This is a genomic window from Xenorhabdus ehlersii, from assembly GCF_003610465.1.
Classification (GTDB): domain Bacteria; phylum Pseudomonadota; class Gammaproteobacteria; order Enterobacterales; family Enterobacteriaceae; genus Xenorhabdus; species Xenorhabdus ehlersii.
This window is the reverse complement of sequence record NZ_RAQI01000002.1, coordinates 873,942-892,680: the sequence shown is the minus strand read 5'-3', so window position 1 is coordinate 892,680 and position 18,739 is coordinate 873,942. Positions and strand designations below refer to the sequence as shown.

The 18,739-nt window shown below is 41.5% G+C and carries 18 protein-coding genes; 7 read left to right on the top strand and 11 right to left on the bottom strand.

What is annotated here, in order from left to right; genetic code table 11:
* Nucleotides 1–97: 97 nt before the first annotated feature.
* Nucleotides 98–2,722 (bottom strand): DNA topoisomerase (ATP-hydrolyzing) subunit A, encoded by a 2,625-nt coding sequence (gene gyrA, locus BDE27_RS10140; RefSeq protein ID WP_099133648.1) that lies wholly within the window; start codon nt 2,720–2,722, stop codon nt 98–100.
* 209 nt (nt 2,723–2,931) lie between these two features.
* Here gyrA and ubiG point away from each other — a divergent pair, with 209 nt between their 5' ends.
* The 5 genes from ubiG to BDE27_RS10115 all read left to right on the top strand — a co-directional run bounded on the left by ubiG (nt 2,932) and on the right by BDE27_RS10115 (nt 8,826).
* Entirely contained in the window at nt 2,932–3,666 is a 735-nt protein-coding gene (ubiG, locus tag BDE27_RS10135) for a bifunctional 2-polyprenyl-6-hydroxyphenol methylase/3-demethylubiquinol 3-O-methyltransferase UbiG (RefSeq protein WP_099133650.1), read from the top strand.
* A gap of 429 nt (nt 3,667–4,095) precedes the next feature.
* Nucleotides 4,096–6,387: a class 1a ribonucleoside-diphosphate reductase subunit alpha gene (gene nrdA / locus BDE27_RS10130; protein ID WP_099133651.1), complete on the top strand. Its 2,292-nt coding sequence runs from the start codon at nt 4,096–4,098 to the stop codon at nt 6,385–6,387.
* A gap of 12 nt (nt 6,388–6,399) precedes the next feature.
* The gene (gene nrdB / locus BDE27_RS10125) at nt 6,400–7,530 is read left to right on the top strand and encodes a class Ia ribonucleoside-diphosphate reductase subunit beta (RefSeq protein WP_099133653.1); all 1,131 of its coding nucleotides are present in this window, start codon (nt 6,400–6,402) and stop codon (nt 7,528–7,530) included.
* 1 nt (nt 7,531) lies between these two features.
* On the top strand, nt 7,532–7,798 hold the full coding sequence (gene yfaE / locus BDE27_RS10120) for a class I ribonucleotide reductase maintenance protein YfaE (RefSeq protein ID WP_099133655.1): 267 nt from the start codon (nt 7,532–7,534) through the stop codon (nt 7,796–7,798).
* A 254-nt stretch (nt 7,799–8,052) separates the two neighbouring features.
* Nucleotides 8,053–8,826 (top strand): N-acetylmuramoyl-L-alanine amidase, encoded by a 774-nt coding sequence (locus BDE27_RS10115; RefSeq protein ID WP_099133657.1) that lies wholly within the window; start codon nt 8,053–8,055, stop codon nt 8,824–8,826.
* A gap of 192 nt (nt 8,827–9,018) precedes the next feature.
* Here BDE27_RS10115 and BDE27_RS20430 read toward each other — a convergent pair whose 3' ends face one another.
* Complete coding sequence (locus BDE27_RS20430; RefSeq protein WP_099133693.1) at nt 9,019–9,360, bottom strand: DUF6693 family protein; 342 nt, start codon at nt 9,358–9,360, stop codon at nt 9,019–9,021.
* A gap of 673 nt (nt 9,361–10,033) precedes the next feature.
* Here BDE27_RS20430 and BDE27_RS10105 point away from each other — a divergent pair.
* Nucleotides 10,034–10,468, top strand: coding sequence for a lysozyme (locus tag BDE27_RS10105; RefSeq protein WP_099133658.1), 435 nt, complete (start codon nt 10,034–10,036; stop codon nt 10,466–10,468).
* 152 nt (nt 10,469–10,620) lie between these two features.
* Here BDE27_RS10105 and BDE27_RS10100 read toward each other — a convergent pair whose 3' ends face one another.
* Both BDE27_RS10100 and BDE27_RS10095 read right to left on the bottom strand, forming a co-directional pair.
* Entirely contained in the window at nt 10,621–11,016 is a 396-nt protein-coding gene (locus BDE27_RS10100; protein WP_099133660.1) for a VOC family protein, read from the bottom strand.
* Between the two features lie 145 nt (nt 11,017–11,161).
* Complete coding sequence (locus tag BDE27_RS10095) at nt 11,162–11,755, bottom strand: lytic polysaccharide monooxygenase (protein ID WP_099133662.1); 594 nt, start codon at nt 11,753–11,755, stop codon at nt 11,162–11,164.
* A 437-nt stretch (nt 11,756–12,192) separates the two neighbouring features.
* On the opposite strand from BDE27_RS10095, the gene aac(3) reads away from it, so the two are divergent.
* Nucleotides 12,193–13,014 (top strand): aminoglycoside 3-N-acetyltransferase, encoded by an 822-nt coding sequence (gene aac(3) / locus BDE27_RS10090; RefSeq protein ID WP_099133664.1) that lies wholly within the window; start codon nt 12,193–12,195, stop codon nt 13,012–13,014.
* Nucleotides 13,015–13,763: 749 nt separating this feature from the next.
* Here aac(3) and BDE27_RS10085 read toward each other — a convergent pair.
* The 7 genes from BDE27_RS10085 to BDE27_RS10050 form a co-directional block, all read right to left on the bottom strand.
* On the bottom strand, nt 13,764–14,942 hold the full coding sequence (locus BDE27_RS10085) for a tyrosine-type recombinase/integrase (RefSeq protein ID WP_099133666.1): 1,179 nt from the start codon (nt 14,940–14,942) through the stop codon (nt 13,764–13,766).
* Nucleotide 14,943: 1 nt separating this feature from the next.
* Nucleotides 14,944–15,180, bottom strand: a complete 237-nt coding sequence (locus BDE27_RS10080) for a hypothetical protein (RefSeq protein ID WP_099121334.1) — start codon at nt 15,178–15,180, stop codon at nt 14,944–14,946.
* Between the two features lie 132 nt (nt 15,181–15,312).
* Nucleotides 15,313–15,969, bottom strand: a complete 657-nt coding sequence (locus tag BDE27_RS10070; RefSeq protein ID WP_099133670.1) for an HNH endonuclease signature motif containing protein — start codon at nt 15,967–15,969, stop codon at nt 15,313–15,315.
* Complete coding sequence (locus tag BDE27_RS10065) at nt 15,969–16,196, bottom strand: hypothetical protein (protein ID WP_074018636.1); 228 nt, start codon at nt 16,194–16,196, stop codon at nt 15,969–15,971. Before BDE27_RS10065 ends, BDE27_RS10070 begins: the two co-directional genes overlap by 1 nt.
* A gap of 13 nt (nt 16,197–16,209) precedes the next feature.
* Nucleotides 16,210–16,389 carry a hypothetical protein gene (locus BDE27_RS10060; protein WP_143707537.1) on the bottom strand — a complete coding sequence of 60 codons (180 nt, stop codon included), beginning with the start codon at nt 16,387–16,389 and terminating at the stop codon, nt 16,210–16,212.
* Nucleotides 16,390–16,432: 43 nt separating this feature from the next.
* Nucleotides 16,433–16,927, bottom strand: coding sequence for a siphovirus Gp157 family protein (locus BDE27_RS10055; protein WP_099133673.1), 495 nt, complete (start codon nt 16,925–16,927; stop codon nt 16,433–16,435).
* Entirely contained in the window at nt 16,924–18,732 is a 1,809-nt protein-coding gene (locus BDE27_RS10050; protein ID WP_099133674.1) for a hypothetical protein, read from the bottom strand. The genes BDE27_RS10055 and BDE27_RS10050 overlap by 4 nt, the downstream gene beginning before the upstream one ends.
* Nucleotides 18,733–18,739: the final 7 nt, after the last annotated feature.

Sequence of the window (18,739 nt, the reverse complement as noted above, 5' to 3'; positions counted from 1 at the left end):
GCATCTTGCTAATTCTTCGTCAAAAAATTGAACAAAAAAAGCAGGCACTTAAATGCCTGCTCTATTGTGATTTACTCTCTTTTAACGCGCTACTTTTTTATTCACTATTCCCTTCATCAGAAGGCGTTGCTACATTGTCATTTTCGTCATCATCATCTGGTTCAGCTACGCGCTGTAAGCCAACGACTTCTTCGTTTTCGGCTGTGCGGATCAGGGTGACACCTTGGGTATTGCGGCCAACAACACTGACCTCAGAAACACGGGTTCGTACTAATGTTCCTCCATTAGTAATCATCATGATCTGATCAGTGGGTTCTACTTGAATTGCGCCGATCACATTGCCGTTACGTTCGCTGACTTTGATGGAAATGACACCTTGGGTAGCCCTGGATTTCGTCGGATATTCGCTTTCGGCGGTACGCTTGCCGTAACCATTTTCAGTGACGGTCAGGATTTCTCCTTGCCCACGAGGAATGATCAGGGAAACAACTTTATCGCCTTCACTGAGTTTGATACCACGAACCCCAGTTGCAGTACGTCCCATTGCCCGTACACCTTTTATGCGAACAGTACCATCTTCTAGCGTTTCTTCCTCTTCTTCAAGGAAACGAACGACTTTACCCTGTGCAGAGAACAGCATGACCTCATTGCTGCCATCTGTCAGGTCAACGCCGATTAACTCATCCCCTTCATTCAGATTCACGGCAATGATACCAGCACTGCGTGGGCGGCTAAATTCGCTGAGCTTGGTTTTCTTAACAACACCACTAGCTGTTGCCATGAAAATATTCAGCCCATCTTCATATTCACGCACTGGTAAAATAGCTGTAATACGTTCGTTTTGATCCAATGGCAGAAGGTTGACAATTGGACGACCACGAGCACCACGGCTCGCTTCCGGCAATTGATATACCTTCATCCAGTACATCTTGCCCTTATTTGAGAAGCAGAGGATAGTGTCGTGAGTATTGGCTACCAACAAACGCTCAATGAAATCTTCTTCTTTGGTACGTGCGGCTGATTTGCCTTTGCCGCCACGACGCTGAGCTTCATAATCGGACAGAGGCTGATATTTAACATATCCTTGATGGGACAGCGTAACAACAACATCTTCCTGATTAATCAGGTCTTCAATATTGATGTCTGCTGAATTCTCAGTCAGCTCAGTCCGGCGGGCATCGTTATATTGTCCTTTGATAACCAACAATTCTTCACGAATGACTTCCATCAAACGTTGTGGGCTTTCCAAAATGAACAGCAATTCCGCGATAGCTTTCAGCAAGTCACGATACTCATCAAGCAGTTTTTCATGCTCAAGGCCGGTCAGTTTTTGCAGACGCAGATCCAAAATAGCCTGTGCTTGTGGTTCGGTCAGGTAATATTTACCGCCACGAATACCATACTGTGGTTCCAGCCATTCAGGACGGGCAGCATCATTACCCGCTTGTGCCAGCATAGAGGCAACATTGCCCAATTCCCACGCCTGGGAAATCAAGCTGGCTTTCGCTTCAGCAGGCGTGGAAGCTCTGCGGATCAATTCGATCACAGGATCGATGTTCGCCAAGGCAATAGCCAATGCTTCAAGAATATGGGCACGTTCACGAGCTTTACGTAGTTCAAAAATAGTCCGGCGGGTGACGACTTCACGGCGGTGGCAAACAAAAGCAGAAAGAATATCTTTCAGGTTAAGTAATTTAGGCTGTCCCTGATGCAGAGCAACCATGTTGATACCAAATGAAACCTGTAGTTGGGTCAGTGAATACAGGTTATTTAAGACAACTTCACCAACGGCATCACGTTTTACTTCGATAACAATGCGCATGCCATCTTTATCGGATTCATCACGCAGTGCACTGATCCCTTCAATACGTTTCTCTTTGACCAGTTCAGCTATCTTTTCGATCAAGCGGGCTTTATTAACCTGATAAGGAATTTCATTGACAATAATGGTTTCGCGGCCATTTTTCTCATCAGTTTCAATTTCTGCGCGGGCGCGGATATAAATTTTACCGCGACCTGTACGGTAGGCTTCCTGAATGCCACGGCGCCCGTTGATAATAGCCGCTGTCGGGAAGTCAGGACCTGGGATATGTTCCATCAAGCCTTCGATGCTGATGTTTTCATCATCGATATAAGCCAGACAACCGTCGATCACCTCAGATAAATTATGAGGTGGAATGTTGGTTGCCATACCGACCGCAATCCCTGATGAACCATTCACCAGTAAATTGGGTATACGGGTTGGCATTACCTCGGGAATTTGCTCTGTGCCATCATAGTTGGGCACAAAGTTGACAGTTTCTTTTTCCAAGTCTGCCAGCAATTCATGGGCAATTTTTGCCATGCGTACTTCGGTATAACGCATCGCTGCCGCAGAATCGCCATCTACTGATCCAAAGTTCCCCTGACCGTCAACCAGCATATAGCGCATGGAGAATGGTTGTGCCAGACGAACAATCGTGTCATAAACAGCGACGTCACCATGTGGATGATATTTACCGATAACATCCCCAACAACGCGGGCAGATTTTTTATAAGGTTTATTCCAATCATTTCCCAATACATTCATCGCGAAAAGTACGCGGCGGTGTACTGGCTTCAGTCCGTCTCGAACATCTGGCAGTGCGCGTCCAACAATAACGGACATCGCGTAATCCAGATACGAGCTTTTCAGCTCTTCTTCGATATTGACCGGTGTGATTTCTCTGGCAATGTCGCTCATGGAGCCACTGTCCCTCATACTCCGAATTCAAAGGCTTAGAATTATACCACAAAATGGCAGTTTTATAAAAATCTGACACGGGTATTTCAAGATTAAGGTATGTATAATAGTTTTCTATCACACATCCCCATAATACTGTTACATTTTCTGTGAACCAGTTTGCTGTGAACCAGTTTGCTGTGAAGCAGTTCCTAGGAGCGATATTGCTGATGAACGTCAAAACTCCCGATTCACACATTCAACCCCATGCCAATGTGGATCAGCAGGAAATCGAAAAATTTGAAGCCGTTGCTTCCCGTTGGTGGGATCTTGAAGGTGGATTCAAGCCATTGCACCGTATCAATCCACTGCGCTTGAACTACATTTTGCAACGTGCTGATGGCCTTTTTGGCAAAAAAGTGCTGGATGTTGGATGTGGTGGCGGTATCTTGTCGGAAAGCATGGCGCGTGAGGGGGCGGAAGTGACAGGGTTGGATATGGGTTTTGAACCCCTGCAAATTGCCCGTTTGCATGCGTTGGAATCCGGTGTTTCCGCTTCTTATATTCAGGAAACGGTAGAAAGTCACGCAGAACAGCACCAACATGCTTATGATGTGGTGACTTGCCTGGAAATGCTTGAACATGTGCCAGATCCAGAGTCTGTAGTTCATGCCTGTGCCAAATTAGTCAAACCTGGTGGTCATGTTTTCTTTTCAACGATTAACCGCAACCGAAAAGCCTGGTTGATGGCAGTTGTCGGCGCTGAATATATATTGAACATGGTGCCAAAAGGAACACATGATGCGAAAAAATTTATTCGACCTTCTGAATTGATCAGTTGGATTGATAAGACTGCTCTGAAAGAGAAACATATTATTGGTTTACATTACAATCCGTTAACAGACAAATTTCGACTTGGATATAATGTAGACGTGAATTATATGCTGCACACACGATCTGTCTGACAAAGACAGCTAAGGGATTAATAAAACGGCAACTAGATATTATTTTTAAGATTTTATTTTCCCTGTTTCGCCGATAGCCTTATGAAAGTAACATCAAGTAACTACGCAGGTTATCGGCTTTTTGCCAGAATTAATCCTCAAGTTATCCACAAAACTTCTCGATCTTGTACACTTGATAAAACCCGAAAATAACATTATCTTGTTATTACCGTTTTAATTACCCCCTATATATTGTGTTTCTTGTCATCTTGTAGTAGCAACTTGTGATGTAGTAAGTATGTAGTAGCAAGTCGCAATAAGCAGTAGCAAAGCAATAATGAATTGTAGCTAAGCCCCAACTGGCACTCAGCCATCTTGGGGGCATCGTGCTGTCAAGAGGTCAAGGAACAATATAGGCGGGATACGAAAAGAGAGAAGGTGTATTTCCCCATGAACCAGAGTCTGCTAGTTACCAAACGTGATGGACATAAAGAACAAATTGATCTTGATAAAATTCACCGGGTTGTTACCTGGGCTGCTGAAGGTCTGAAAAATGTCTCAGTGTCACAAGTAGAACTGCGTTCCCAGATTCAATTTTACGATGGCATCAAAACATCGGATATCCATGAAACCATGATCAAAGCTGCGGCTGACCTGATCTCCGGTGATGCTCCTGATTATCAGTATCTGGCGGCACGCCTGGCGATTTTCCACCTGCGTAAAAAAGCCTATGGTCAGTTTGAGCCACCTGCACTGTATGACCATGTCGTAAAAATGGTCAACCTGGGTAAATACGACAAACATTTGCTGGAAGACTATTCCAAAGAAGAATTCGAGCAAATGGATAGTTTTATTGATCATTTGCGTGATATGGATTTCTCTTATGCAGCGGTCAAGCAGCTGGAAGGGAAGTATTTAGTACAAAACCGTGTGACTGGCGAAATTTATGAGAGTGCTCAGTTTCTCTACATGCTGGTTGCTGCGTGCCTGTTTTCGACTTATCCAAAAGAAACGCGTTTGGACTATATCCGTCGTTTCTATGATGCAGTGTCTACCTTTAAAATTTCGCTGCCAACGCCGATCATGGCGGGGGTTCGCACACCCACTCGCCAATTTAGTTCCTGTGTCCTGATTGAGTGTGGTGACAGCCTGGATTCTATCAATGCGACATCCAGCGCGATTGTTAAATATGTTTCCCAGCGTGCCGGCATTGGCATAAATGCGGGTCGCATCCGTGCGTTGGGTAGCCCAATCCGTGGTGGTGAAGCTTTCCACACAGGTTGTATCCCATTCTACAAACATTTCCAGACTGCGGTGAAATCTTGTTCTCAAGGTGGTGTTCGTGGCGGTGCAGCAACGCTGTTCTATCCGCTGTGGCACCTGGAAGTTGAAAGCCTGCTGGTACTGAAGAACAACCGTGGTGTCGAAGGTAACCGTGTTCGTCACATGGACTACGGTGTACAAGTTAACAAACTGATGTATGAGCGTCTGATTAAAGGCGGAGACATTTCTCTGTTCAGCCCGTCTGATGTGCCGGGATTGTACGATGCATTCTTTGAAGATCAGGAAGAATTTGAGCGCCTGTACACTCAGTATGAAAATGACCACAGTATCCGTAAAGAGAGCATTAAAGCAGTTGAATTGTTCTCTTTGATGATGCAAGAGCGTGCTTCAACAGGTCGTATTTACATTCAGAACGTTGACCACTGCAATACTCACAGTCCGTTTAATCCGGCTATTGCACCTGTGCGTCAATCTAACCTGTGCTTAGAAATTGCATTACCAACTAAGCCGTTGGGCAATATTAACGATGAAAACGGCGAAATTGCGCTGTGTACGCTGTCTGCTTTCAACTTGGGCGCCATCGAAAATCTGAATGAATTGGAAGAATTATCAGAGTTGGCTGTTCGTGCGCTGGATTCCTTGCTGGATTATCAAGATTATCCAATTGTCGCCGCAAAACAAGGCTCAATGGGGCGTCGAACTCTGGGTATTGGCGTAATTAACTTCGCTTATTATTTGGCGAAACACGGTGTATGTTACTCTGATGGCAGTGCTAACAATCTGACCCACAAAACATTTGAAGCTATTCAGTATTACCTGCTAAGAGCCTCAAACGAACTGGCAAAAGAGAAAGGGGCTTGTCCGTGGTTTGGTGAAACCACTTATTCACAAGGTGTTTTGCCGATTGATACTTACAAAAAGACACTGGATACCCTGACCAGCGAGCCTTTGCACATGGATTGGGAAGCTCTGCGTCGTGACATTCAACAATACGGCTTGCGTAACTCAACATTGTCTGCATTGATGCCATCAGAGACTTCTTCGCAGATCTCTAATGCAACCAATGGCATTGAACCACCGCGTGGTTATATCAGTGTGAAAGCATCTAAAGACGGTATCTTGCGTCAGGTTGTACCAGATTACGAGCTTCTGAAAGGTGCTTACGAGCTGCTATGGCAAATGCCGAGCAACGATGGCTACCTACAGTTGGTAGGGATCATGCAGAAATTCATCGATCAGTCGATTTCTGCCAATACTAACTATGATCCGGCGCGTTTCCCTAATGGCAAGGTTCCGATGAACCAATTGCTGAAAGATTTGCTGCTCGCTTACAAATATGGCGTGAAGACATTGTATTACCACAACACCCGTGATGGGGCAGAAGACGTTCAAGGTGATCTGGAAGAAGTTGTTGAGTCAGCAGATTCCGATTGTGAAGGCGGCGCGTGTAAGATTTAATTTGAGGAAACTATGTCCTATACCACTTTTTCACAAGTAAAAAATGATCAGCTACAAGAACCGATGTTTTTCGGTCAGTCTGTTAATGTGGCGCGTTTTGATCAGCAAAAATATCCTATTTTTGAGAAGTTGATTGAAAAACAACTCTCCTTCTTCTGGCGTCCAGAAGAAGTGGATGTTGCCCGTGATCGCATTGACTATAACGCTTTGCCGGATCATGAAAAGCATATTTTCATTAGCAACCTAAAATACCAGACGTTATTGGATTCCATTCAGGGCCGTAGCCCGAATGTGGCTTTTCTGCCATTGATTTCCATTCCTGAATTGGAAACATGGGTTGAAACGTGGTCGTTTTCAGAAACGATCCACTCGCGTTCTTACACGCATATTATCCGTAATATCGTGAACGATCCTTCTATCGTATTTGATGATATTGTGGAGAACGAACAGATTTTAAAACGCGCCAAAGATATTTCCGCGTATTACGATGATCTGATCGAGATGACCAACTATTATCATTTGTTCGGTGAAGGAACGCATGATGTTGCAGGTAAAGCAATTACTGTTAATCTGCGTGAATTGAAAAAGCAACTTTACTTATGTTTGATGAGCGTTAACGCCCTGGAGGCTATCCGCTTCTATGTCAGTTTCGCTTGCTCATTTGCTTTTGCTGAACGTGAATTGATGGAAGGTAACGCCAAAATTATCAAACTGATTGCTCGTGATGAAGCACTGCATTTAACGGGAACGCAGCACATGTTGAACCTGTTGCGCTCTGGTCAGGATGATCCTGAAATGGCGGAAATTGCCAAAGAGTGTGAACAAGGATGCTACGATCTGTTTGTACAGGCAGCAGAGCAGGAAAAAGAGTGGGCTGATTATTTGTTTAAAGATGGCTCTATGATCGGCTTGAACAAAGATATTCTGTGCCAGTATGTTGAATATATCACCAATATTCGTATGCAGGCAGTTGGCTTGAAGTTACCATTTGAAACCCGTTCTAATCCGATCCCTTGGATCAATTCATGGCTGGTTTCTGATAATGTTCAAGTGGCTCCACAGGAAGTTGAAGTCAGCTCTTACCTGGTTGGTCAGATTGATTCGGAAGTCAATACTGAGGATCTCAGCGGTTTCGAACTCTGATATGGCTGATTACAAAGTCACCCTGCCGTCACGGCAGGGGTTATATATCCATTATTCTTCAGGTTTGCACGACAATTTGTTGGAAGCACTGGAACACGGCAAAGTTCAGCTTGAATACCAATGTCGGCAAGGGTATTGCGGTTCTTGTCGTGTTCGCCTGGTGAAAGGCAAGGTTGGATATCCTTGTAAGCCACTGGCATTTGTTAATGAAGGGGAAATTTTACCCTGTAGCTGTTATCCACTGACGGATCTTGAAATTGAGCTTTAACTTCCCTTAAATTAGTCAATCTTATTACTGCTGCAACAAACCTCGTATTATTCTTGATTGTGGACATATCGATCATCACGACGGTATGTCCATGTTCCCACCATTTCTCCACTTACCTCTTCACGATGTTCTAAAAATAAATAAATAAAACCTTTATTGCTATGTTTGTTCCTTTTATGCTGTTGGCAACAGTGGAATAGAGGTGATTTGAAACTTACAGTTTTACCCAGCAAAACAAGTGAAGGAGAACAATGATGTATAAAATTGATTATAATTCATATCGTTCGACCAAAAGTTTTAACAGACGTTCCCGCTTTTTAGTTATGCACTATACTGCCTTGAACTTTGAGAAATCTATTCAGGCACTGACCGGGGAACTTGTCAGTGCTCACTACCTGGTCCCAAATCCAGATGATCCAACTTATCACGCTGCTGGATTTGATAAAATTCACATCTTCAATTTGGTCGATGAACTTGAAAGAGCCTGGCATGCAGGAATAAGTTATTGGGACGGGCGAGAAGGGTTGAATGATACATCCATAGGTATTGAGATTGTGAATGAGGCCAGTGATGATCGTGGCGTTTTCACTTTCCCTCCTTATCACCCTGATCAAATTGCTGCTCTTAAAGAGTTAGCCATCAATATATTACAACGTTACCCAGATATTAAACCGACTCATGTAGTAGGACATTCAGATATTTCATGGCAAAGAAAAACTGATCCAGGTCCATCTTTTCCGTGGAAAGAATTATATGATGCAGGAGTGGGTGCATGGTATGACGAAGAAACTAAGCAGAAATATGTTGAACAATTCGGGCATTGCCTACCTGATACCACCGAGATTTTAGAAAAGTTTAAGCGTTATGGTTATGACATCACAGGTACAGAAAAAGAAGAAAATTTTCAATCCTTAGTTAAAGTATTTCAAATGCACTTCCGTCAATCATACTATGACGGTGTACCAGATATAGAAACCATCGCCATTTTATATGCCTTGGTTGAAAAATACTTTGATAATAAATCTTAATTTCTAATGAAATATATTTTATAGATGCCAAATTGCAGCTTATTAATTTAGCTGCAATTTGAAAGATGAAAAAATATAGTATAGAAATAGTTTTAATTTAACGGGAAGATCTGCTCTTAGAGAGTATGTCATGGTTTCTTATGATGACAGGCATAAGAGGATTATGCCTGTGATTATGTATTCTGCTAGTTTTTATGCAGAGATCACACGTGTATGATTAATGCAATGCGCTATAATTTTGTAAAGATATACAAAATATAAAAGACCAAATGTAATAAAAGAGAGGATAGCCCAAATTACAACATATCCAATTATTTGGACTAAATTGATCTCACAATTTAATTTACCGATAATTTGTCCGCTATCTCGATCGATAACATGTGTTTTACTAATGATAAATCGAGTCATATAGTAGGGAAACACGAAGGCACCTAACCCTAATGTAAATAAAATAATCAGGAACCAGGTGACGAGATGTAAAATAATCTCAAGTATCCCTAATTCTGATTTTAACTTCAGACTACGAAAGTCCATCGAATTCATCGTGTTCTCCTGATGTTTAAATAAACACTGCAAACCAATCAGCATAGAAATTCTATGAACTCTATACCTTCATTTTAGTTTTTGCAGGTTGCTGCTTTGTTGCCTTGCCGCAGTATTGCGACTTGAAATTTATTAGGTATATAAGACAAATTTTTCGGAACAGAAGTTCAATGAATAGTGTGTAAATAATGAAACAGGCAAGAAAGCATTTACCTTAGGTCTGTAGCGACGATAAAAAAGCCAGTTTTCGACTGGCTTATTTTTATATTGTAGCAGCTCTTACATAAAACGAGTTGCTGATAACCGGATAACAACGCAGTGTACATTTGAGAGGAAAGATTTTACAGATTTCATGATGATTTCCTTTGAGGGTTATAAATTGTGATTTACTTCACGAAAATCTAAATTCTGAGGAGGATTTTATGCTCAAAAGCAAAAGAGTCAAGGTATTTATTAAAATATTTTTTTAAAAATTAAAAAAAATTTGCATAAAATAATAATTTATTGATATTTAACGTATTATTTTTTATTTGGTTTTTTGTAGAGACTTTATCACCCAGTATAACTGTAGCTTTTCTGATTGTTTTTTCATCTACACTTGATCTCTGGATTGTTTTTTAGACCAAAAATAATCTTGGGCCCAATCTGGTAGCGGGGAAAATGAATGAAAATCAGTGAAAGCGGTGTTAATAAACTTAAAAGTTATGAGGGCTTGAAATTGAAAGCATATCCAGATCCTGCCACTGGAGCAGCACCGTGGACAATTGGATATGGTCATACAAAAGGAGTTGAGTCTGGACAAGTGATAACTGTGCAACAGGCTGAGGAATTTTTACATCAAGATCTTATCCCTATTTATGCAGCGATTCAGCGATTAGTTAAGGTACCTCTAACACAAGGGCAATTTGATGCCTTATGCTCGTTTATTTTCAATTTAGGGATCGGCAATTTTGCTCATTCAACATTATTGATAAAATTGAATACAGGTGATTACCAAGGTGCAGCAAAGGAGTTTGTGAAATGGGATCGTGCCGATGGGGAAAAGTTAGCGGCTCTGCGTATGCGAAGGGAATCAGAGCAGAAAACATTCTTATCATGACATGATAAAATAAATATTATGGTAGTTTTTTAGGCTATCAGAAATAAAAAGTAGAAGTCTAATCTGATTATCACTAATAGCCTAATTGAATAAACGATCAATATGATAAGGAAATAATCCTTTGAATAAGTAATTTACCGTGAAATAAATAACTAAATCTCTGATGTACTATGTTGTAATACAATACGATAACCATCGATATCTTCAAAAGTTTTTCCGTTCTTATCCCAATAAGGATTATAAGAAGGAACGAGAATAAACCCAGCATTTTGCATCGATTGTACTTGCTCTTGCCATTCAAGCTCATCTTCAATATAAAATGCTAATAAATTATCTTTAGTTGGAGCCTTACCAACATGTGTATTGTGGTGATGAGTAAATTCAAGATGCCAAGAATGGTTGGGATGCCCTAGCATGATACCATCAAAACTATCGTGATCTTTGAATTCACCTAGTATGATGAAATTTAAGCCATGACAATACATTTCTGCAATTTTAGTAAGATTATCTGTTGGTCTGGCAATTCTAAGAATAGTTGATTTTTTCATATTTTTCTATGTGTTAAGGGGTCTTGGGTGAATAGATCTTATCTGAAAAGCATTTTAATTTTTTAGAAAAAAATGCTGGTCATGTACCAGCACTTTTTGTACTCATATAATATTCATAAATAAAATGTCAGTTTAATTAAGAATATTATTTAATATCAACATCAATAACTTGATAGAAAGCATTGGTGGTATCAGCAATTGTCCACACGCCGAGAATAACATGATAGCCTGAGCGATCGGGAATATCACAGTTCAGTGAGACAGTTTGGCCTGGCCTTTTTCCATTATCAAGGCGCTCACAGAAGGGTTTTAGATCTAATTGGGCGCGTGTTAGAGGTTTATTTGGATCCCAGCCAGGTTTGGTAATATAGAATTGCCATGAAGTGGTGCTATGCCGGGCTGTTATTGTCCAATTAAATTTGTTGATTCCTTTATTGATAGCGACATGATGCCAGCGGTCTGTACTTTGTTCATTGAGCTGTTTGAACTGACCAACACCACCACTGGCGATTTGCCCGTCTGGTGGTCCCCCTTGTGGGAAGCCTTTGGGGCCTTCAACCGATTGTGGTTCGTACGTGACAGGTCCGCAGTTTTTATTGATGCTTTTTTGGCATAAAAGTGCCCTGCTTGGTGGTGTGTCGATATATCCATGATTTGAATCTGGTTCAGCAATACTAGAGAATGGGATAGAACCAAAAGCCGTCAATCCCGCCAAAAGTAGAGACTTTTTAATATTCATGATGAATTTCCTATTTTTTTCCTTACTTGACTGTAAAATAAGTGAATTTACTTTCTTATTATTATATTAATCATTAATGAAATTTAAATTTCTTATCATGGAAGTGCATAGAAATATTTATAACAAAATTAGGTAATTATAAATACTTAATTTATGATAGAGGTATGCCAGAAAGATATTATTGAGAGATATAATTGTCATTGATTCTGAGACAATGACATATGGTAGGAAAAATCTGTTTTAGAAAATCTTTTTAACAACAAAAATCCCTCCCTGAATTCAGGGAGGGGAAGAGCGAAATAAGAAGCAAATGAGGGTGTACTAAACAAGTAGGATTTTGAGTACACCTAAATAAGGTAGCCCCAAATTGAATAATATGCAATAAACTAAACTTAAACAAAGAGTGAGGGTAATAAAATCAACATAGGGTTAGATATATGATCCAAGTGGGTGAAGATAAATATTGGACAAAATCGATGCTTGTTCAGCAGCTACAAAAGATAGGCATAAAACAAGGTGATGTTGTTATGGCTCATGTTGCTATGCGATCTGTTGGCGATTGTTTGAATGGTGCCGATGATCTTATCCAGGCTATTTTAACTGTTTTGGGAGTTGGAGGAGTATTATTGTGTTATACAAATTGGGAACAAAATTATGAAGATAGTTTGGATGTAAGAGGTCATGTTCCATCAGAATTAAAATCTGAAATCATGCCATATGATCGATCATTTTCACGAGCAAGCAGAGATCATGGTGTATTCACTGAGTGTGTCAGGACAACCAAAGGAGCTATTCGAAGTCAAAATCCTGGCGCTTCTGTAGTCGCTATTGGAAATAGTGCTGAGTATTTTGTAGAGAATCATTCATTAGATTATGGCTATGGTAATGATTCACCATTTGCAAAATTGGTAGAGCGTCAGGGAAAAGTTCTTATGATTGGCGCTCCATATGAAACCATGAGCCTTTTGCATCATGCTGAGTATTTGGCAAATATTCCCAACAAGCGTATTAGAAAAATGGAGATCCCACTATTGCAAAATAACCAAGTAGAATGGGTGATGCTAGAGGAATTTGATACTGTAGATCCTGTTTGTGAACAATTTAATCAAGGTTATTTTAAAGATATCGTTGAACATTTTTGCCATGCGCACTCAGAGGTGATTATTGAAGGCATCATTGGATCTGCTAATACACTGCTTGTGCCTGCTAAAGAGATATTGGATTATGCAGTATATTGGATGGAGAATTATCGATCGTGACATCAATTCAAAAAAATATATCAACTCCTATAAATTCACCTGACAACATGGAGAAATATCAGAATGCTAAGAACAACGATGGCTCGCAATTCATTAATGTCATATCGAAAATCTATTTTATTCATTAATATAATAATACTGAATAGTTATTAAACGACCATAATATTACAGGGTTAAATATTCCTGCCAGCGTTCCCACACATGTTCAAGAGCAATGTATGGGTAACCTCTTCCTCTCCCTGAACTTTATCTATATTCCGTAAGGAACAGTTATGCATGTGCTGTTGCCACGGATGTCTTCTACTTCTTTTCTGAGCAAAGGAGTGTCTTTTTGTTCTGAAAATGTATAGGAGTGAATAAATAAACAATTATTCTAATAAATTTTAATTTGAAATCATCGAAAAAAACAGCAAGAAAAAAGAAGTTTCACACGCCTTTAAACAGCAATAAAATTCATTCAAAAGTTAGTGGATCTTTGCCACTTTCCGACTGTCATTTTACCAGAATTTTACCAAGAGCAAATTCCAGCCATAAAAAAACCAACCTTAACAGGTTGGTTTTTCTAGGGAAATTTGGTCGGCATGATAGGATTTGAACCTACGACCCCCGACACCCCATGAAGGCGATTATTTCACTCTCAAAGCCTTATGTAGCAAGGGCTTAAGGCGTTTTGACTGGTTTTGCAAACAGTGCATAATCTGCAAAATTCGTGCTTTATACATCAATGAGTTAGACTCTATTTTACCATGCTAAATGGCTATCTCTCCGTGAGGAACTTCTACCCATTTAACATGGTTCTGAGTATAGACTTTTGTCGATTTTGCATCACTGTGTGCCATACGTGCTTGAGGGTCTAACCCATTAGTTTTAAACATGTGTGCAGCCAATGCCCGGATTTCGTGAAATGTCGGTCTTTCTGCAATCGGCAAATGTGCAGCAACGCCCACTTGATCTCTCAATGCTGAAAATGCCCGACTCAGATAGTCTGGTGCAACTTGCGTAGGATGGTGGACTTCTGAGCTAATCTTGTTCGGTCGCTTGATTGGCAAGCGATGAACAACATACGGGCTAGCAATAGAATCCCGGCTATCATCAATAATCTGTTTTAACTTCTCTCCGATAGGAATAGCAACGTGAGACGCTTCTTTATTCTGAATTTTTTGCCTGTGAATATAAAGCATCCCATAAATGCCATTTTGTGGTTCTGGATACCACATACAACCACAAACACCTTCTTGGGGGGATTTGATGTTGTATCTGATACGCGAAACCTCTAATCTGGCCTGAGTGGTTTGCAGTGCTAGATCCATTGCTGTTCGTAACCACGGTTCTGCAGCGATACGTATCTTTTTAAAGTCTTCCAGTGATAATCGGCGGCGCATTTTTTTATCTGTCCGTTTACGTTTCTTGCGTTCTGCTGGATTATCAAACATTAGAGATTCATCAACGGCATAGCTAAAGAGTTTCTTTAAAAAAGATACCTTTCTGTTTTGGACATTAGCAGATGCCTCTGTATGGTATTTATTGAGATATTCGTTAACATGCTCAAGAGATATTTCCATACACGGAATATCAGCAAAAAACTCTTTAACTCTTTCAATATTGTTATTCCAGTCAGCAAGGGTATTTGCTGCGGGTTTTTCATCCAAAATAATTCTGTCGAAGAGTTTATCAACATGATCAGAGAAAGGTAATGATTCACCAAATTTACCGCCTGATTCCTTAAGTAAGGAAGAAATACAGACGGATTGTTCAGGTCTCATCACATTGTTGTATTCTCTGGCAATAGCGATAGCGACTGCTTTGTCGCCACCAATAAACTTACGTTTTCCATTAACAAGAGTTAACCGATATTCATTTTTGGATTTATCAAAATAAAGATAATCAGGTAAGTGCCTGAATTCTTTTTTTCTTGGACGTCCAGCCATTTTATGAATCTTTTATTAACTTGTTTACTTGTGATGAAATAAGAGAATCAACTCCCCATCTTTCTGATGAGTAAACCCATGCGGAACCATCGACAATTTTCCCTCTTAATTGGCCTATTTCTATCCATCGTTTAATGGTTCGGTTATCAGGTATTGATCCTATTTCAAATTCTCTGTTACCCCATGCGCTGGCTTTCATTAATTTATCATGTGAAATAGTTCCGCGATTTATTTTCATGGTCTTGGTCTTGCCTCATCATCGATAGAATGATCCGATCAGCAGTGTCACAGGCGCGAATAATATCCGCCTGATCACAGGGCGTGTTTTTGACGCTGGCGGCTAATCGTCCCAGTTTGATATCGAAAGCTGTTAATAGTTGTTGTCCCGGTTGCCAAAGTTGCATGATGGTGCTCCGTTCGGTGGGTGTACCATCATGCTAGTGATTACGTGGCTAAATTTCTGATTATGCTTAATCAGGTTTACGGGGGAGGGATGAACAGTGGTCGGCTTATATTCAGCGGGGGCATTCGCATAATATCGGTTAATGACAGCGTTTTCTTGTTGCGATATCAGCATCAGGTTTTCAATGACACAGTTTCGTTTATTGTCATCAATAAATTTAATCACGCCGCCTTTGGGGATCTGCCCATAATGTTGTTCCCAAACTACCCGATGTTTCAGTTTCCATTTATTGGGTTCAGCCACTTTTATTTTGATATAACCGTCCTTGGTCACGGCTTCACTGCCGATAGCCAGATAGTTATGGGGACGGTTATTTTTCTTAAATGATCTTGAATTTGAACCGGTTAACCCTTTTGTGCCTTTATTGGCCGGAGAGTGGCCTTTCACAAAACAGCCGCTGCGGCCTGTTTTCAACTTTAAGCGTTTCCGTAACGCATTAATGGCCTCAGAGGAACGGGTCACATTAAATTGCTGGTTAAAGGCGAAGGTGAGTTTATCCAGCCGCAATAAATAATGTTGCCGCATCCAACCTTCCATTTCAGGAGTATAGACAAAATGCGCCATTATTTAACCTCCAGGTATTTGGGGGCGGATTGAATTTCGTTATCACCCAACATTTTTTGCACCGTGAGTGCCAGCTTGCCGTTTTCCACGATTTGGTTGGCGACATCCGAAACGGCCTTCGCACGGGCAATTTCAGATTTGAGTTCTTCACCTTTCAGCTCTTCATCAGAGAGGCGTTCTAACTGTGCAAACAGATGATTGTGTAGATCTTCCAGATTGTTTTTCATCGTACTGGCCCTCTTAATGTAATTGACCGTGATGAGTACCGGAATTTAGTTGGTTCATCAGGGTAGTTGCTAGTTGTTCCAATATCGATTTTTCCATTGGCGCGAGATCATCGGAACCATCGGCTGACCAAGTGACTTCACACTGCTTGATTTCTTCGTTATAAAAGATACTGGCTTCAAGTCTTGCTGCCATTGTATGCTCCTCAATGCCCGAATCATCGGGCATAAACTGATGGTTAACGAACCTGCAAACTTCTTTCCCCGATTTCGATATGCGCACCCGGTACGGCTTCACCACGTTCAATCGCTTCTTTAATGGCTTTTTTGTCCGGTGCGGTAATGGTTTGAACATCCACTAATTCATCGGGCAGTAACATCTCATTATCGATAATGATCCTGGCGACGCCCTGACGCGCACTAAAGGTATTTTTCGTGGTCTTAAGGCTGTTCAGTTCTGCTTTCAGTAAGCAATCCAGAATGTACTTCTTAAGGTGTTTGACCTGACCTTCAAAGGATTTTTTACGTTCAGTCAGTCGCTTGGCCTCATCGTCCAGCGTTCTGGCCTGTCCTTCAAGGTTACGGACATGGATCATCACCGCATCCAGTTTGTCACCCAAAGCACCTTCAATACCTTCAAGTGTGTCGGCGATGGCTTCCGGTGAAAATTCACCGGTGGTTATCAGTTTTTGCAATTGATCATAATCAGCAGCTAATGCAATAGCGGTGGTCATTGGTTTGCCTCTTCCAGTTTGGTTAAACAATCTTTCTCAATTTCAGTCAAACGACGTAAGCGGCCCGACAGATAACGTTCATACTCTTTGTCACCGAGCGACTTCGCGTTCTTGAGATGTACGTCGATTTCACGGGTGAGCGTGGATGCAATACCCCTCAGCTCATTTTTAGTGATCGCCGTTTTCATGGTTTCAGTGTTGCGTGCAAACTTGTCGTCCAGTTCCTTACGCAGACGGGTGAGATCTTCGGCTTTGTCACTCGCGGCCTTGATACCAAATTCAATCTTGTTTTCAGCCAGATATTCTGGGTTATCGTACATACCCATAAAGACATCGGCACTGAATCCCAGCATGGATAAGGCTTTTTTAATGGCATCTGTCAGACTCTTTTTAATCACTTCGCCATCTGTTTTTATGCCATTTTTAGTCTTATAGCGGTAAGGTGTTGCACCGTAACTTTCGATCTCACCACGAGTGCCGTCCCCAAGCGGATACCACAATAAGATCTTGATAGAGTGGTTTTGTTCACATATTAAAGTGCCATCGCCATCACGCAGTAAACGAAAACCCGTTTGCTTGTTATTGGCGTCATAAACAGGTTCAGTCATTGGAGCACCGTCCAGCATCTTGTCTTCCAGAACCTGATATCCCCAACTACCACCTGCTGGGCCAAATTGCTCAGTTGCTCGCATCAGCATATAGTTACTATTGATACTGGTGCCGGTATAGCCTACGCCTTCCAATGGTTTGGTAAAGCGTGGATCGGTACGTTGAACCGCTTTCCAGATGCGAAGGTTGGCCTGTTGTTCATTACCCTGCGCCTTAATGGTTTCTTCCAACAGATCAGCACGGTGCTGGAAATTATCATTACTGGCGTTTTGTCCACTGACTGACGGTAATGGGGTGATTTCATCATTTGCCGCCGTTTTTGGTGCGGTATTCTTGGTTTTCGGTACGATTTTCTCTATTTCTGGTTCGTTTTCATTAGCTTCTGGCGCTATTTCTTCAGTTTCCGGTACGGTTTCCTTTTTGGCTGGTTTGGTCTTTCTGGTTTTACGGGGTTTAGTTTCGCTTTTTTCCGCTTTCACTTCGGGTACTGTCTGGGTTTCAACTTCATCGGCCGTGATGTTTTCTGCTGAGGTTTCTGGTATTGATGCAGGCTCGTTAGGCTTATCCTGTAATTCAGCGATGCTAGTGTCACCTAAGGTATGGTTTAAAAATGCTTTCATCGCGTTAGCATCGGCCAGAAATTCAGGATGCTGTTTACCTTCGCGCACGACCTTGAAAATCGTTTCGCGTGGGATAGACAAAGCGTCGGTTCTGATACGAAATGCCGTAGACCAACGACGCCATACCTCATCGTTATCGGCCATCAGCTTTTTCGCGGCACTCATTTCCCTTGAGCGGATCTCCCAGCAATAAAAATCCCCATCCACTAATGCCAGCGCAATTTCTAAATCCAGAGTGGTATAAGTGTGGGTAAACCCACGCTCATGAATTTCAGGGGCTTGGGCAGATTTGGGGCTTCTGGCCTGCCATGTTGTGCCATTGAATTCATATTCAGCAGCAAACTTCTCATCAAATTTACCCACGGGTGGGCGAGGAGAACCGACCCGGTCTTCACAAATAATCGGGGTATCGGTGTTAAATTTATCCATATTCTCCGGGTACTCATCACCCAGATGAACGATGGCTAATGCTTTAGCCATTTTGATGGAGTTGGCTTCAAGGGCGATGGCTAAAGATACCGCACCGTCCTGTTGAGCCTCCTGGATCGGCTCAAATACACAAACATAAGTTGTCATGGGTCTT